The sequence below is a fragment of the Ciceribacter sp. T2.26MG-112.2 genome, assembly GCF_900492205.1.
Classification (GTDB): domain Bacteria; phylum Pseudomonadota; class Alphaproteobacteria; order Rhizobiales; family Rhizobiaceae; genus Allorhizobium; species Allorhizobium naphthalenivorans_A.
Genome location: NZ_UEYQ01000002.1, coordinates 412,366 through 429,432, shown reverse-complemented (window position 1 = coordinate 429,432; position 17,067 = coordinate 412,366). Strand labels below are relative to the sequence as shown.

Annotated in this window: 11 protein-coding genes; 5 read left to right on the top strand and 6 right to left on the bottom strand. The window is 63.0% G+C overall.

Features of this window, described 5'->3' with window-relative positions; genetic code table 11:
* The first annotated feature begins 188 nt into the window (after window positions 1-188).
* Entirely contained in the window at window positions 189-1,694 is a 1,506-nt protein-coding gene (locus DYZ14_RS05485) for an outer membrane beta-barrel protein (RefSeq protein ID WP_154719753.1), read from the top strand.
* Window positions 1,695-1,764: 70 nt separating this feature from the next.
* Here the strand turns inward: DYZ14_RS05485 and galU are convergent, their stop codons facing one another.
* Complete coding sequence (gene galU / locus DYZ14_RS05480; RefSeq protein ID WP_115669726.1) at window positions 1,765-2,652, bottom strand: UTP--glucose-1-phosphate uridylyltransferase GalU; 888 nt, start codon at window positions 2,650-2,652, stop codon at window positions 1,765-1,767.
* Window positions 2,653-2,847: 195 nt separating this feature from the next.
* Between galU and DYZ14_RS05475 the strand changes: the two genes are divergently transcribed.
* Window positions 2,848-4,059, top strand: a complete 1,212-nt coding sequence (locus DYZ14_RS05475; RefSeq protein WP_154719752.1) for a lytic murein transglycosylase — start codon at window positions 2,848-2,850, stop codon at window positions 4,057-4,059.
* Between the two features lie 75 nt (window positions 4,060-4,134).
* Entirely contained in the window at window positions 4,135-5,316 is a 1,182-nt protein-coding gene (locus DYZ14_RS05470) for a DUF459 domain-containing protein (RefSeq protein ID WP_154719751.1), read from the top strand.
* Window positions 5,317-5,359: 43 nt separating this feature from the next.
* On the opposite strand, the gene DYZ14_RS05465 is transcribed toward DYZ14_RS05470, so the two are convergent.
* Window positions 5,360-6,814 (bottom strand): glutamate synthase subunit beta, encoded by a 1,455-nt coding sequence (locus DYZ14_RS05465; RefSeq protein ID WP_115669729.1) that lies wholly within the window; start codon window positions 6,812-6,814, stop codon window positions 5,360-5,362.
* A gap of 93 nt (window positions 6,815-6,907) precedes the next feature.
* Window positions 6,908-11,629 carry a glutamate synthase large subunit gene (gene gltB, locus DYZ14_RS05460; protein WP_154719750.1) on the bottom strand — a complete coding sequence of 1,574 codons (4,722 nt, stop codon included), beginning with the start codon at window positions 11,627-11,629 and terminating at the stop codon, window positions 6,908-6,910.
* 417 nt (window positions 11,630-12,046) lie between these two features.
* On the opposite strand from gltB, the gene DYZ14_RS05455 reads away from it, so the two are divergent.
* Window positions 12,047-13,096 (top strand): threonine aldolase family protein, encoded by a 1,050-nt coding sequence (locus DYZ14_RS05455; protein WP_154719749.1) that lies wholly within the window; start codon window positions 12,047-12,049, stop codon window positions 13,094-13,096.
* 87 nt (window positions 13,097-13,183) lie between these two features.
* Here DYZ14_RS05455 and DYZ14_RS05450 read toward each other — a convergent pair whose 3' ends face one another.
* A complete protein-coding gene (locus DYZ14_RS05450; RefSeq protein ID WP_154719748.1) occupies window positions 13,184-13,651 on the bottom strand; it encodes an Hsp20 family protein in 468 nt (155 codons plus the stop codon).
* A 413-nt stretch (window positions 13,652-14,064) separates the two neighbouring features.
* Here DYZ14_RS05450 and DYZ14_RS05445 point away from each other — a divergent pair, with 413 nt between their 5' ends.
* Window positions 14,065-15,054: an alpha/beta fold hydrolase gene (locus DYZ14_RS05445; protein WP_154719747.1), complete on the top strand. Its 990-nt coding sequence runs from the start codon at window positions 14,065-14,067 to the stop codon at window positions 15,052-15,054.
* 4 nt (window positions 15,055-15,058) lie between these two features.
* Here DYZ14_RS05445 and hisN read toward each other — a convergent pair whose 3' ends face one another.
* Window positions 15,059-15,835: a histidinol-phosphatase gene (gene hisN / locus DYZ14_RS05440; RefSeq protein WP_154719746.1), complete on the bottom strand. Its 777-nt coding sequence runs from the start codon at window positions 15,833-15,835 to the stop codon at window positions 15,059-15,061.
* A gap of 265 nt (window positions 15,836-16,100) precedes the next feature.
* Window positions 16,101-16,976, bottom strand: coding sequence for an N-formylglutamate amidohydrolase (locus DYZ14_RS05435; RefSeq protein WP_154719799.1), 876 nt, complete (start codon window positions 16,974-16,976; stop codon window positions 16,101-16,103).
* Window positions 16,977-17,067 lie beyond the last annotated feature (91 nt).

Sequence of the window (17,067 nt, the reverse complement as noted above, 5' to 3'; positions counted from 1 at the left end):
AACAGCGCACCGTTTTCACCAACTGTTAACCATAAATTAGTGCTTCAAGCGCACAATATGACCTGATTACCAAGGGTGAAGTTTGCTCAGTGAAAACATGCGCTTAGGGTCGAATTGCCCTGTGTATGTAGAAGCGCGCTAGACTTTACGTTTAGGTAAGCATTTCAGTATTGCCGGGCGAAGTCCAGATGATTGAGAACGCAAAGACCGAAGCGGAATCTGCACGCCGCAAGATGTCCGCCCTGTCGGCCGGCCTTCTGGCCTGCGGCGTTCTCGGCCTTGTCCCACCAGCACTGGCACAGACTGCGACGCAGTCCACGACATGGACGTCGCCATCCAGCCGCGCTGCTGCCAGTCCGCAGGCCACGACGGCGACCGGGACCACCGTCGACCCGACCACCACCGCCACGACAGCCGGCGTCGACGGCACGACAGACATAAACGGCACCGACCCCGCACTGCTCCCGGAGGATCCGGACGCCGAGACCCAACCGCTCGACCTTGTCCGCCAGAACCTGCGCGAAACGACGCTGGACGACCCGACGGCGTTGCGAACACGCCGCGACACGGGCAGCGAAGGTGTACGTCTGGGTACCATGGTGCTGCGCCCCTCGATCAGCGAGAAGCTCGTGCATGAGCGGACCAGCAGCGGCGGCGAGAAGGAAAACCGCACCTTATCCGAAACGGGCCTCAAGGGAACGCTGACGACCGACTGGTCCCGCCACGAGTTGACCATCGGCGCGGAGGGCTATTGGCAGAAGAACCTCTCCGGCGACGGCGCCACCGACCCGCGCGCCAACGTCAATGCCGACCTGCGTCTCGATCTTGCCGACGATACGGTCGCCCATATCAAGGGCGGATACGCCTTCAGCCGCGAGGATAGCGATGATCCGAACGCCATCTCCGGCGCCTCGGTCCAGTCCGGCATTCATCAATATAACGGCGGCCTCTCCGTTGAGCATGATTTCGGCCGGCTGCGCGGCACGATCGCCGCCGACCTCACCCGCTTCCAGTATTCCGATGCCGAACTCTCCGACGGCACCACCCTGTCGCTCAGCGATCGCGATCGCCTGGCCGGCGAGTTGCGCGGGCGCATCGGTTATGAAATCTCACCGGCGCTGACGCCTTTCGTCGAGGTGGCGATCGGCAAGGTCACCTATGACGAGAAGCAGGACACGTCCGGCTACGCCCGCTCCGCCGACACCTATGCCGCCAGGGGCGGGATTGCCGCCGATTTCGGCGACAAGCTGAAGGGCGAACTGGGCATAGGCTACGAACGCCAGCGATTTGACGACAGCCGCCTCGATGATCTCGCAGCGCTCACCGTCGACGGCAATGTCACATGGTCGCCACATCAGGGCACCGATGTCGACCTTGGGCTGTCGACGACGATCGATCCCTCGACCACCGCGGGCCTCAACGGCTCGGTGATCTATGCCCTCAATTCCGAGGTTCAGCATCAGCTGCGCAGCAATCTCGTCTTGCGGCTTGCCAATGCCGTGGAATGGACCCGATATCCGGACAGCGCGGCAACCCAAGACTCCACGACTTACACCACCGGCGCCGGCCTCACCTGGAGCATCAACCGCTACCTCGACCTGACGACCGATGTCGAATACGAGCGCACGACGCGGAGCGGATCGGACGGCAGCAATGTACTGACCTCCTCGATCGGACTGACCGCCAAGCGCTGACCGCAACCGCGGGCATAAAAAAGCCGCGCCCTTGCCGGACGCGGCTTTGTCATTTGAAGGCCGATCGTCCTTACTTCAGGGCGGCCAGCAGCGCCTTCAGCGGTTCTTCGATCATCGGCCGGATATCGGCGCGTTCGATGGCGAAGGAGACATTGGCGAGGATGAAACCGTCCTTGGCGCCGCAATCAAAGGTCTGGCCCTTGAAGTGATAGCCGGCGAACGCCTGTTCCCTGGCGAGCTTGAGCATGCCGTCGGTGAGCTGGATCTCGTTGCCGGCGCCACGCTCCTGGGTCTCGAGAATGGCGAAGATTTCCGGCTGCAGGATGTAGCGGCCGTTGATGAAGAAATTGGAGGGTGCGGTTCCCTTGGCGGGCTTCTCGACCATCTCGGTAATCTTGAAGCCGCCCTCGAGCGCCTCGCCCACGCCGACGATACCGTATTTATGGGTCTGGTCGGGCGCACATTCCTCGACCGCGACGATATTGCCGCCAGCCTTGTCGTAAAGCTCCACCATGCCCTTGAGGCAACCTTTTTCGCCGCGCATGATCATGTCGGGCAGAAGCAGCGCGAAGGGTTCGCGGCCGACGATGTCGCGAGCGCACCAGACGGCATGGCCGAGCCCGAGGGGCTCCTGCTGACGGGTGAAGCTCGCCGAACCCGCCTTCGGCAACAGGCCGGAGAGCAGCGTCAACTCGGCATTCTTGTTGCGCGCCTTCAGCGTCTGTTCCAGTTCGTACTGGATGTCGAAATAGTCCTCTATGACACCCTTGCCGCGCCCGGTGACGAAGACGAAATGCTCGATACCGGCCTCCGCGGCCTCATCGACCACGTATTGGATGACGGGCTTGTCGACGACCGTCAGCATTTCCTTCGGCACAGCCTTGGTAGCCGGAAGAAAGCGCGTGCCCAGACCGGCAACGGGGAAAACGGCTTTGCGGAGTCTATTTCGTTGAACCACTCATTCCTCCTCGAGGATTCTGCCAGGGCGCCTTCAATACGCACCCGCCCACTACTATATATTCTCTACCATTTCGCAAAGGTTTGACGAGGCCCTTCACCATGGTAAAGACTTTGTTGACGCTGTTGCCTTAACCTAGGCTGAACAGCCTTCAGTTGGGCTGGAAAAGAACCGTAACAGAGCGGGGATGTTCCCATGACGAGACAAAATCGCAGGCTTTTCGGAGCCATTGCCATTTCCATCGCCGCCGGCCTCCTGCCCGGGCCGGCATCGGCAGACGCCGGATTCAAGAAATGGATCAACGGCTTCTACTCGACCGCCGCCAAGAGCGGCATCAGCCAGAAGACATACAACCTGGCCTTCGCCGGGGTGTCGGAGCCCGATCCCTTCGTGCTGGAAAAGGCTCGTTACCAGCCGGAATTCAAGTCGCAGATCTGGGATTACCTGGATTCGCGCGTCAACCCCTACACGGTGAAGATCGGTCGCGAGATGGCGGCGAAATACGGCTCGACGCTGGCCGCGCTCGAGCGCCATTTCGGCGTCGACCGGAATGTGCTGCTTGCCATCTGGTCGATGGAATCCAATTACGGCGCAGCACTCGAAAGCCCGGACCGGCTGCACCACGTGCCGCGGGCGCTGGCGACCCTCGGCTATGCCGATTCGAAGCGGTCGAAATATGCCAAGAGCCAGCTGATCGCCGCCCTCAAGATGCTGCAGAATGGCGACGTGTCGTCGAAGAACCTGATGGGTTCCTGGGCGGGCGCCATGGGCCATACCCAGTTCATCCCGTCGAGCTACCTGCTCTATGCGATCGATGCCGACGGCAACGGCCGCAAGGACATCTGGCACTCTGTACCCGACGCGCTCGCCACTTCCGCCAACCTCCTGGCGAAGAACGGCTGGCAGACAGGCCAGACCTGGGGCTACGAGGCGGTCATGCCGAAGGGCGGTCACGCCCATGCCGGCAAGACCAAGACGCTGGCCCAATGGGCGGCGCTCGGCTTCGTGCGGCCGAGCGGGAAGGGCTTCAAGAACGGCGCGCAGCGGGCCGAATTGAAGATGCCGGGCGGCGCTAACGGTCCAGGCTTCCTGATGACCAAGAATTTCTTCGTCATCAAGCGCTACAACGCGGCCGACAGCTACGCGCTGGCCGTCGGCCTGCTCGCCGACGAGATCGCGGGCTATGGCGGCATGCAGCAGGCATGGCCACGGCCGGATGGCAGCCTCGACATCAAGGAAAAGTTCGAGCTGCAGAGCCGCATGCAGGCGCTCGGCTACTACGATGGCGAGATCGACGGCAATTTCGGCTCCGGCTCGAGGGCCGCAATCACCGCCATCCAGACACGCCTCGGCATGACCACCGACGGCCAGCCGTCGAAGGATCTGCTCGACAAGCTGCGCAATTGACAATTGCACATGCCCGCCTCACATATCCGCTTCAGCCGGAACGGATAGTGCGGCACGAATAGGACGACCACCGGGATGCGGCAGACGCGGCGAAATATGGGCGCTCGGGGCTGGATGGCCGGCGCGTTGGCGTTGGCCTTCCTCGCCGTGTCGGTGTTTGCCAGCACGGCCATGGCCCAGCAGACGCGCCAGCCGCGCAATCTGATCGAGTTGTTTTTCGGCACGCGCGAGCAACGCTATCCTGAGCCCCCGCCGCCACGGAAGGCAAAGCCGCCGCGCCCGGTGAAAAAGCAGACGAAAAGCGTCACCAGCATCACGACAGCGCCTGAACCGCCACCGCCGGCGCCGAAGATCGACAATGCCCGAAAGGTCCTGGTGGTCGGCGACTTCGTCGCGGACGGCCTGGCGACGGGCCTGACCGAGGCATTCTTAGCCTCGCCCGGCGTCGTGATCGACGAGCGCAGCAACGGCTCGTCGGGTCTTGTCAGGACGGACTATTATGACTGGCAGGCGGAACTGCCGGCCATGATTGCCGAAGCCAAGCCCGCCATCGTCATCATCGACATCGGCGCCAACGACCGGCAGCAGATGGTCACGGCTTCCGGCAAGCTCAATTTCCGCACCGAGGAGTGGTTCCAGGAATACGAGCGGCGCGTAACCGCCTTCGGCAAGATCGTCACGGACGCCAAGATCCCCTTGCTGTGGGTCGGCTTGCCCGCCTTTCGCCCGCAGAACATGACGGCTGACGCATTAACGCTCAACGCCGTCTATCGCCGCGCTGTCGAGCGCATCGGCGGGGAGTTCATCGACGTCTGGGACGGCTTCGTCGACCAGGAGGGACGCTTCATCATCACCGGCTCGGACATAAACGGCCAGCAGGTTCGCCTTCGCGGCACCGACGGCATCAACCTGACGGCGGCGGGAAAGCGCAAGCTGGCCTTCTACGTCGAGAAATCGGCTCGCCGCCTGCTCGGCGACATGACGAGCCCGGATCTCGTCCGCCTCGATGCCAGCAACCTGCCCGAACTGATCAATCTGCCGCCGTCGGAAATTCAGAACATCGTCAAGACGCAGCCGATGGATCTCTTCGACCCCGAACTCGACGGGGCGACGGAACTGCTCGGCGCGGCGCCCTTGCCAGTCGCAGCAACTCCCACGCCCCGCGACCAGCTGGTCAAGAACGGCACCCTGCCGCCGCCGCCATCCGGCCGCGTCGACGACTTGCGTGTTCCAGGGACCGAAACCCCGCAGAAATGAAAAGGGCCGCGACATGCGCGGCCCTGAGGCTTTATGCAGTCCTTCAGCGCGGAAGAACGCTGGCGCCCATCAGCGCCTCGTCGATGGCGCGCGCTGCCTGGCGCCCTTCGCGGATCGCCCAGACGACCAGCGACTGGCCGCGACGCACGTCGCCCGCCGTCCACAGCTTGTCGACCGAAGTCTTGTAGTCGCGATCATTGGCAACGACATTGGTCGAGCCGCGGCGGTCGGTGTTGAGCGTCAGCTTGCCGTCGAGTTCGTTCAGCACGCCGTCGCCGAAGGGACCGCGGAAGCCGATGGCGATGAAGGCGAGATCGGCCTTGATGATGAACTCCGAACCGGCGATCGGCTTGCGCTTGTCGTCCACCTGGCAGCACTTCACACCCGTCAACACGCCGTCTTCGCCGACGAATTCGAGGGTGCCGACCTGGAACTCGCGGATCGCCCCTTCGGCTTGCGACGACGAGGTGCGCATGCGGGTCGCCCAGAAAGGCCAGACGGCCAGCTTGTCCTCGGTTTCCGGCGGACGCGGACGGATGTCGAGCTGGGTCACCTTGACGGCGCCCTGGCGGAAGGCCGTGCCGACGCAGTCGGATGCCGTATCGCCGCCGCCGACGACGACGACGTGCTTGCCGCCGGCGAGGATCGGATCGGACGGCCAGCCGACACTGTCGACATTCTCGCGGCCGACGCGACGGTTCTGCTGTACCAGATAGGGCATGGCGTCATACACGCCCTGGAAATCCGCGCCGGGAATACCGGCCTCGCGCGGGGTTTCCGAACCGCCGCAGTAGAGAACCGCATCATAGTCCGACAGCAGCTTTTCGACCTTGACGTCGACGCCGACATTGACGCCACAATGGAAGGTGACGTTTTCGCCTTCCATCTGCTCGACACGGCGGTCGATGAAGTTCTTCTCCATCTTGAAGTCCGGAATACCGTAACGCAGCAGGCCGCCGGGCTTGGTCTCGCGCTCATACACATGCACCTCGTGGCCGGCACGGCCGAGCTGCTGGGCGGCCGCCATGCCCGACGGGCCGGAGCCGATGATCGCCACCTTCTTGCCGGTGTGAACCGTTGCCGGCTGCGGCACGATGAAGCCGAGTTCATAGGCCTTGTCGGCGAGCGCCTGCTCGACCGTCTTGATGGCCACCGGCATGTCTTCGAGGTTCAGCGTGCAGGCTTCCTCGCACGGAGCCGGACAGACGCGACCGGTGAATTCCGGGAAGTTGTTGGTCGAGTGGAGGTTGCGGATCGCCTCTTCCCACTTGTTGTTGTAGACGAGGTCGTTCCAGTCGGGGATCTGGTTGTGCACCGGGCAACCGGTCGGACCGTGGCAATACGGAATGCCGCAATCCATGCAGCGTGCCGCCTGCTTGGTAACCTCGGCGTCCGACATCGGAATGGTGAATTCGCGGAAATGGCGGATGCGGTCGGATGCCGGCTGGTACTTCATCACCTGCCGGTCGATTTCCATAAAACCTGTAACCTTGCCCATAGTCTGATCCTGCTCAATATCTCGTGGACGGCACGGTTCCCGTGCCCGAAGAATGCCCCGCCGAATGACCGGCGGGACGGCTTCGAAAGGCGGTTACTCCGCCGCGACACCCATGCGCATGCGCTCCATCTCCTCCAGTGCACGCCGGTATTCGACCGGCATGACCTTGCGGAACTTCGGACGGAAACCTGCCCAGTTGTCGAGGATCTGCTTGGCGCGGGCCGAGCCCGTGTAATGCAGATGGTTCGATATCAGCTGGTAGAGCCGCTCCTCGTCATGGCGGGTCATGTCGCCTGATACGTCGACCAAGCCCTTGTGCATGAGGTCGCCGCCGTGATGGTGCAGCTTCTCCAGCATGTCGTCCTCTTCCGGAACCGGCTCGAGTTCGACCATCGCCATGTTGCAGCGGGAGGCGAAGTCTCCGCTCTCGTCCAGCACATAGGCGACGCCGCCAGACATGCCGGCCGCGAAGTTGCGACCGGTCTGGCCAAGCACGACCACGACGCCGCCGGTCATGTATTCGCAGCCGTGGTCACCCACGCCCTCGACGACGGCAACAGCGCCCGAATTGCGCACGGCGAAACGCTCGCCGGCCACGCCGCGGAAATAGCACTCGCCGGCGATCGCGCCGTAGAGAACCGTATTGCCGACGATGATCGACTCCTCGGCGACGATCCGGGCGTTTTCCGGCGGGCGAACGATGATGCGGCCGCCCGACAAGCCCTTGCCGATATAGTCGTTGCCGTCACCCACCAGGTCAAACGTGATGCCGCGGGCCAAAAAGGCGCCGAACGACTGGCCGGCAGTGCCGTTGAGCGTCACGTGGATCGTGTCGTCCTTCAGGCCCTTGTGGCCGTAGCGCTTGGCAAGCTCGCCCGACAGCATGGCGCCGGCCGACCGGTCGACGTTCTTGATGTCGACGTCGAAGACCACCGGCTGCTTTGCCTCGAGAGCCGGCATGGCCTTTTCGATCAGCTTGCGGTCGAGCACGTCGTCGATCGGGTGCTTCTGGCGCTCGGTCCAGTAGGTTGCCGGCTTCGGTGCCTCCACCTTGTGGAAGATCTTGGAGAAATCGAGCCCCCTGGCCTTCCAGTGCGCCAGCATATCTTCCTTCTCCAGCAGTTCGGAGGCGCCAATGATCTCGTCGAGCCGGGCAACGCCCAGCGAGGCGAGGATCTCGCGCACTTCCTCGGCGACGAAGAAGAAATAGTTGACGACGTGTTCCGGCGTACCCTTGAAGCGCTTGCGCAGCACCGGATCCTGGGTCGCGACACCGACGGGACACGTGTTGAGATGGCACTTGCGCATCATGATGCAGCCGGCTGCGATCAGCGGCGCGGTGGCAAAACCGAACTCGTCGGCGCCGAGCAGCGCCCCGATGATGACGTCACGGCCGGTTTTCAGGCCACCATCGACCTGAAGCGCAATGCGCGAGCGAAGACCATTGAGCACCAGCGTCTGCTGGGTTTCGGCCAGACCGATTTCCCAGGGGGAACCGGCATGCTTGAGCGAGGTGAGCGGCGATGCGCCCGTTCCGCCGTCAAAGCCCGAGATGGTGATATGATCGGCACGAGCCTTGGCGACGCCCGCGGCAACGGTGCCGACGCCGACTTCCGAGACGAGCTTGACCGAGATGTCGGCCACCGGATTGACGTTCTTCAGGTCGAAGATCAACTGGGCCAGGTCTTCGATCGAATAGATGTCGTGATGCGGCGGCGGCGAAATCAGGCCGACACCCGGGGTCGAGTGACGGGTCTTGGCGATCGTCGCATCGACCTTGTGGCCGGGCAGCTGACCGCCCTCACCGGGCTTGGCGCCCTGCGCCACCTTGATCTGCAGCACGTCGGCATTGACCAGGTATTCGGTGGTGACGCCGAAGCGGCCGGAGGCCACCTGCTTGATCGCCGAACGCTCTGGGTTCGCCGCACCGTTCATCAGCGGCAGGTAGCGATCGCTTTCCTCTCCGCCTTCACCGGTGTTCGACTTGCCGCCGATCCGGTTCATGGCGACGGCGAGCGTGGTATGCGCCTCGCGGCTGATCGAGCCGAAGGACATGGCGCCGGTCGAGAAGCGCTTGACGATCTCGACCGCCGGCTCGACCTCGTCGATCGGAATCGGCTTGCGTCCGAGCGCTTCCGCTCCCTTGATCTTGAAGAGGCCACGGATGGTGTTGAGGCGCAGCGACGACTCGTTGACCATCTCCGCAAACTCGCGGTAGCGGTCCCGGCTGTTGCCGCGCACAGCATGCTGGAGCGCCGCGATCGAGTCCGGGCTCCAGGCATGGTTCTCGCCGCGCATGCGGTAGGCATATTCGCCGCCGATGTCGAGCGTGTTGGCGAGGATCGGGTCCTTGCCGAAGGCCGACTTGTGGCGCGCGACGGTTTCCTCGGCGATCTCGGCCAGGCCGACGCCCTCGATCGTCGTCGCGGTGCCGAAGAAGTACTTCTCCACCAGGTCCGAAGACAGGCCGATTGCATCGAAGATCTGCGCGCCGCAATAGGACTGGTAGGTCGAAATGCCCATCTTCGACATGACCTTGAGGATGCCCTTGCCGACCGCCTTGATGAAGCGATAGACGACTTCGTCTTCCGACACCTCCTTGGGGAACTCGCCATGCTTGTGCATGTCGAGCAGGGTGTCGAAGGCGAGATAGGGGTTGATCGCTTCCGCGCCGTAGCCGGCCAGGCAGCAGAAATGATGCACTTCGCGCGGCTCGCCCGATTCGACGACGATGCCGACGGAGGTGCGAAGCCCCTTGCGGATCAGATGATGATGCACGGCGGCGGTCGCCAGCAGCGCGGGGATGGCGATGCGGTCCGGACCGAGCTGGCGGTCGGACAAGACGATGATGTTATAGCCGCCACGAACCGCGGCTTCCGCCCGCTCGCACAGCCGTTCCAGCATTTCCGGCATGCCCTCGGCGCCGCGCTCGGCATCATAGGTGAAGTCGAGCGTCTTGGTGTCGAAGCGGTCCTCGGTATGACCGATCGAGCGGATCTTTTCCAGGTCGCCATTGGTGAGAATCGGCTGGCGCACCTCGAGACGTTTCGCATGCGCCATGCCGGCATGGTCGAGGATGTTGGGGCGCGGACCGATGAACGACACCAGGCTCATCACCAGCTCCTCGCGGATCGGGTCGATCGGCGGGTTGGTGACCTGGGCGAAGTTCTGCTTGAAATAGGTGTAGAGCAGCTTCGACTTGCTCGACATGGCGGAAATCGGCGTGTCGGTGCCCATCGAGCCGATCGCTTCCTGGCCGGTGGTGGCCATCGGCGACATCAGGAGCTTGGTGTCCTCGGTGGTGTAGCCGAAGGCCTGCTGGCGATCGAGCAGCGAGACGTCACGGCGAAGCGCCCTCGGCTCCACCGGCTTCAGGTCCTCGAGGATCAGCTGCGTGCGGTCGAGCCATTCGCGGTACGGATGGCTGCCGGCGAGCTTGGACTTCACTTCCTCGTCGGAAATGATGCGGCCTTCCTGCATGTCGATCAAGAGCATCTTGCCCGGCTGCAGCCGCCACTTCTTGACGATGCGCTCCTCCGGCACCGGCAGCGTGCCGGCTTCGGATGCCAGGATGACGCGGTCGTCGTCCGTGACAAGATAGCGAGCGGGGCGCAGGCCGTTGCGGTCGAGCGTCGCGCCGATCTGGCGTCCGTCGGTGAAGCAGACCGCGGCCGGCCCGTCCCACGGCTCCATCAGGGCTGCGTGATATTCGTAGAATGCCTTGCGCTCAGGCGCCATCAACTGATTGCCGGCCCAGGCTTCCGGGATCAGCATCATGACGGCATGGGCCAGCGGATAGCCGCCGCGCTGGAGGAATTCGAGCGCGTTGTCGAAACAGGCGGTATCCGACTGGCCTTCGTAGGAGATCGGCCAGAGCTTGGAAATGTCGGAGCCAAACAGCGGCGAGGAGACCGACGCCTGACGCGCCGCCATCCAGTTGACGTTGCCGCGCAGCGTGTTGATTTCGCCATTGTGGGCCACCATGCGATACGGGTGCGCCAGCTTCCACGACGGGAAGGTATTGGTCGAGAAACGCTGGTGGACGAGTGCGACGGCCGATTCGAAGCGCGGATCGGCCAGATCCTTGTAATAGGCTCCGACCTGGAAGGCGAGGAACATGCCCTTGTAGACGATCGTCGAGGATGACAGCGAGACCGGATAGAAACCCGTCTCCTCGCCCTTGAACTCATCGTAGATGCGGTTGGAAATAACCTTGCGCAGCAGGAACAGCCGGCGCTCGAACTGCTCCTGGGTCGCCGCATCGCGGCCGGCACCGATGAAGACCTGGATATGGCGCGGCTCGGTCGCGGCGATGTCCGGCGCCTTGGAGAGCGAGGAATTGTCGACCGGCACGTCGCGATAGCCGATCAGTTCCTGGCCCTCGGCCTGACAGACCTCGGCGATGATCTTCTTGAAATGCGCGATCTGCGTCTCGTCCTGCGGGAAGAAGAAGTGGCCGACGGCATATTCGCCGGCCTTCGGCAGGGTGATGCCCTGGCGTGCCATTTCCTCACGGAAGAAGCGGTCCGGGATCTGCACGAGGATGCCGGCACCGTCGCCCATCAGCGGATCGGCCCCGACCGCACCGCGGTGGGTGAGGTTCTCGAGGATGAACAGGCCGTCCTTGACGATCTGGTGCGACTTCTGCCCCTTCATATGGGCGATGAAGCCGACGCCACAGGCATCGTGTTCGTTTTTCGGATCGTAGAGCCCCTGCTTGGCGGGAAGACCATGGGTGGCCGCTCGCACCGTGCCATCGCCATTGCCTGCGTTGATGGCCTGGATGCTCTCGTCGGATGGCGTCATCATGGTCATTGCCTTCCCTCCAATTGACCCGGAAGCCCGGGTGAAACTCGCCAGAACCGCTGGCGCCGATGCCGGCCCGGCCGCCGCACTGTGGTGAATTTTGCCTTCACCATCATGACAAGCGAACCGCACCGGCTCAAGAGTTCTTTAAATAGGTCAATCTATCTGACCTATTTTGACGATTTCTATGACAGAAAGGACAAGAGGGCGCAAGGCGTCTCTCGAAAAAAACAACGCGGGGCCAGCCCTTTTGTTACGACGACCGCTCCGTTTTGGTAATTTTCTTGCGTAGTCGCGCCACTTCTTCTTGCCTTATTGCGCGAACGTATAATTCCACATCGGTCCGCCGGCATATGGATTGATCGGACGGGTGAAATCCCTAAGGTGCGACGGATCGATTTTCTTCGCAAAAATGGAATCATTGCCATGTTCTTCGCCTCAGACAACTGGGCCGGCGCCCACCCCAAGATTGCCGAGAGCCTGGCGCTCGAAGCCGCCGGCTATGCCGCGGCCTACGGCACGAGCGATCTCGACCGCCGCATGGAAGAACGCTTCAACGACCTGTTCCAGCGCGAGGTGGCCGTCTTCTTCGTCGGCACCGGCACGGCCGCCAATTCGCTGGCGCTCGCCGCCGTCGCCAAGCCGGGTGGCGTTACTTTCTGCCATTCCGAGGCGCATGTCACGGCCGACGAATGCGGCGCGCCGGAATTCCTCACCGGCGCCTGCCGCCTCGTGCCCGTCCATGGCCCTGGCGGCAAGATGGACAGGGACGCGCTGGCGGCCGCCATCGGCCGCTTTCCGCCGGGTGCCGTGCATCAGGGACGCCCCATGGCGGTGACGATCACCCAGGCGACCGAATCCGGCACGGTCTACACCCTTGACGAAATCGAGGCCATCGCCGCCGTCGCACGTCAAAACGGACTGCCGCTGCACATGGACGGCGCCCGCTTCGCCAATGCGCTTGTCGCGCTCGACGCCACCCCGGCTGACATGACCTGGAAACGCGGCGTCGACATTCTCTCCTTCGGCGCGACGAAGAACGGCTGCTGGTGCGCCGAGGCGATCATCTTCCTGAAACCCGAGCTGGCAAGCGAAATGCCGTTCATCCGCAAGCGCTCGGCCCAGCTCTTCTCCAAGACGCGCTTCATCTCGGCGCAGTTCGAGGCCTACCTCGAAGGTGGTCTCTGGCTCGATCTCGCGCGCAATGCCAACACGATGGCCGACCGCCTGCGCGCCGGAATAGGTGCCGCTACGAAAAGCCGGCTGGCCTGGAACACCACGACCAACGAGGTGTTCGCCGTGCTCACGAAGGATGCCGCCGCACTGGCGGAAGGGCGTGGCGCCAAGTTCTACGACTGGCCCGTGCCCGCCGAAACGCCGGACCTGCTCCAGGACAACGAAATGCTGATCCGCCTGGTAACGAGCTTTGCCACGACGGAAGACGATGTCGACCGTTTCCTCGACGTGCTGGCCTGATCCGCCGATCCGGAACGATACCGATTAAAAAAGGGCGGCACCCACACCGGGAGCCGCCCTTTTCGATTGAACCGAACGCGCTTGCGATCAGGCGACGCGCGCCTCGATCGCCTTCGGCGCATTCACCGCCTCGGCGCTGATCGAAATCCGGCGCGGCTTCATCGCTTCCGGAATGTTGCGCAGAAGCTCGATATGCAGCAGGCCATTCTTCAGCGAAGCGCTCTGCACTTCCACATGGTCGGCAAGCTGGAAGCGGCGCTCGAAGGCGCGCTTGGCGATGCCGCGATAGAGGAATTCGCTCTGCTCAGCCTTGTCTTCTTCGGCCTTCTCGCCCTTCACCGTCAGCACATGGGCATGGGCCTCGATCGAAAGCTCGGTCTCGTCGAAACCGGCAACCGCCATGGTGATGCGATAGGTGGTCTCGCCGGTGCGCTCGATGTTGTAGGGCGGATAGGTCTGCGCCTGCTCCGGCTGGCCGAGGCCGTCCAGCATGGTGAACAGGCGGTCGAAGCCGACGGTCGAGCGGTAGAGGGGGGAAAAATCAACGTGACGCATGGTGTCCTCCTTGAAGCGACGTTTTGCGGTTTTCTCATCCGGCACCCCATGAGAGGCGGAGACGGAAAGGAATGCGATCCCGTGACTGGCGATCACGCAATTCAGATGGGAACCTTGGCATTTGGATTCAAGTCCAACCGGCAGCCTCCGCGTCGTCCTCGCGATGAATTGAACGTGAACACGGGGTTCAGGGGCGGTTCAAGGCCTGGCGGCTAGACAGGAAGCATCGGATGCCTCGCAACCGATGGCCGGAAGACATCGTCCCTTCCCTTCCCGGCCTGTCTTTGCCGGAACCGCCCGTCGTCCCCCCTTCAAGAGGTTCCGGCTTTTTTCTTTGACCTTGCCGGGTCTTCCTCCTATCCCATAGTCGGAAAACGGCGGTTGCGCCGGCGCACGATTCGGCGAATGCGAGCATGGACCCCATCCTTTACGCCACCCCCGGCAACCCGATCCCAGGAAGCCCGACGGTCGGCTTTCTCACCGGCCATCGCGGCATCAAGCTGCGCTATGCGGTGTTTCGCTCCGACGCCCCGGTCGCCAAGGGCACCGTGGTGCTGCTGCACGGTCGCAACGAGGCCATAGAGAAGTATTTCGAGACGATCCGCGACCTCAACCAGCGGGGGTTGTGGGTCGCGACCTTCGATTTTCGCGGCCAGGGCGGCTCCGAGCGGCTGCTGAAGAACTCCCGCAAGGGGCATGTCCACCGCTTTTCGGATTATGTGCGCGATCTGGAGATCTTCCTCGAACAGATCGTCCTTCCCGATACCCGCCTACCCTTCTTCCTGCTGGCGCATTCCACAGGCGGGCTGATTGCGCTTTCTGCCGCGCCGCGCCTGGCAAACCGCATCGAGCGCATGGTGCTTTCGGCGCCCTTCGTCGGCCTCGGCGGGCAGAAGCTGTCACCGAACAACATCCACCGGCTGGCGACGCTCGCCACCTTCACCGGCTTTGGACGGATCTGCCTGACCTCGGACGATCCGACCAAGCCCTATGACGACAATCCGCTGACCTCCGACCCGCTGCGCTACCGGCGCAATGTCGAAATCCTGAAAGCCCATCCGCATCTGGCGCTCGGGCCGCCGACCGCCCGCTGGCTCTACGAGGCGCAGGAAACCATCCGGCAGGTCTCGTCGCCGAAGCATCTCGCCTCGATCACCGTGCCGACGGTGATCATCGCGCCCGGCAAGGATCCGATCGTTCCCTACCGCTATCCAGAGAAGCTGTCGCAATATTTCCGCGCCGGACAGCTTGTGCCGGTGCCGGGCGCGCTGCACGAAATCCTTCATGAACGCGACCGCTATCGCGCCCAGGCGCTGGCCGCCTTCGACGCCTTCATCCCCGGCGGCGACCCGCAGCCGGAGACAGGCGAGACGACGGCAACGCCAATCTTCTCGGAAAACTGAAGGCTTAAGCCGCGTTCAGCATTTCGAGCGCTTCGGCATGCAGCGAAGCGCTGCCAGCCGCTATGATGCGCCCCCCGGCCTCGGGACGTCCGCCCTCCCAGGTCGTCATCACGCCGCCCGCCTGCTCGATCAGCGGGATCAGCGCGCCGACGTCATAGGGCTTCAGCACCGTTTCGATGACGATATCGACATGGCCGGCCGCCAGCAGCGCATAGGCATAGCAGTCGATGCCGTAGCGGAAGAGCTTGACCCGATCCTGCACCGCCTGGAACCGCGCCACTTCCGCGCCCTTGAACAGGTGTGGCGAGGTGGTGAAGAGAATGGCGTTATCCATGCCGCCGCAGTCACGCGTGTAGATCTGCCGCTCGCCGTCGGGACCGCTATACCAGGACCGTTCGCCATCGGCGAAATAGCGCTCGCCGGTGAACGGCTGGTCCATCATGCCCATGACCGAGCGGCCCTTTTCCTGGAAACCGATCAACGTGCCCCAGACCGGAACCCCGGAGATGAAGGCACGTGTGCCGTCGATCGGATCGATCACCCAGACATGATCGCGGTCCGTGCCGATATCCTCATGCTCCTCGCCGAGGATGCCGTGTTCGGGATATTCCGCCTCGATCAGGGCGCGGATCGCCGCCTCCGCCGCCTGATCGCCCTCCGTGACGGGATCGAAGCCGCCCTTTTCCTTGTTGACGACGCTGAGCGGAGAGCGGAAGCGCGGCAGGGTTTCGGCCTTGGCGGCATCGGCGAGACGATTGAAGAAGCTGCGGTCGGGACGCATCGGCATTTCCGCTCGTTGAAGGGATCGGGATAGCGGTTTCATAAAGCAGTTTCGCCGATTTGCAATCGCGGCCAGGAAGGGCTGCCCCTCAAAATCTGCACAAAAAAGCGCCTCGCTTAAAAAAGTGTCTTTTGCGCCTTGACGATTGTGCGTCGCAGCAATATTGTTCTTCTGCAGTCTCCGGACTGTAAATACCCTCCTTGGGTGTTTCCTCCCTAGACTTAGCCGCGCCCATGGCGCGGTTTTTTTTGCGCAAAAGCCGCGTCTATTCAGCGGCGAGTGCCGTATCTCCGGCATAATCGGCAACGAATTCAGCCATTTGCTGCATGAACACGGCGATCGATCCGGCGAGCGCACCGAAATCGCCGCGCTTGGCAAGGGTCGTCTCGTCGACGTAGAGCGCGCGGTTGACTTCGATCTGCACGGCATGCAGGCCGCGCGCCGGCCGGCCGTAATGTTCGGTGATGAAGCCGCCGGCATAGGGCTTGTTGCGCACCGCAACAAAGCCCAGTCCCTCGAGAAACTCCAATGCCGCCTGGGACAGTTCGGCGGACGCGCTGGTGCCATAGCGATCGCCGATGATGAAATCGGGGCGGATGCCGCTGCCGGCGATGCGGATATTGCCCGGCATGGAGTGGCAATCGACCAGCACGCCGAACCCGAAGCGGGCATGGGTACGCGCGATCAGCTTGCGAAGGCAGGCGTGATAGGGCTTGTAGACCGCCTCGATGCGCTCCAGCGCCTCGGCGACCGGCAGCCGCTTCGCATAGATCTCCATGTTCTCCGCGACAATGCGGGGAATGGTGCCGAGCCCACCGGCCACGCGCACCGAATTGATATTGGCAAAGGACGGAACCGGGTCAAAGAACATGCGCGGGTCGAGTTCATAGGGCTCGCGATTGACATCGACAAAGGCGCGCGGAAAATGAGCCAGCAACAACGGAGCACCGAAATCGGGCGCGGCGCCGAACAGTTCCTCGACATAATGGTCCTCGGACCGGCGGATCGCCAGGCCGTCGAGTCGCGACTGGTCGAGGAAGCGGGCGGGGTAGCGTCGCCCGCTATGGGGTGAGTTGTAGACGAAGGGGATCGACTGCGTTTGCGGTTCGCGCACCTCGAACAGCTCGAATTCGCCTGTCATCCCGTTCACGCTGCCTCTTTTTTACCAAGTCACAACCTTCTTGCGTCGTTCATGTTGCCAGTTGCCCCCGCGAAAGTCCATATTGGGTCAA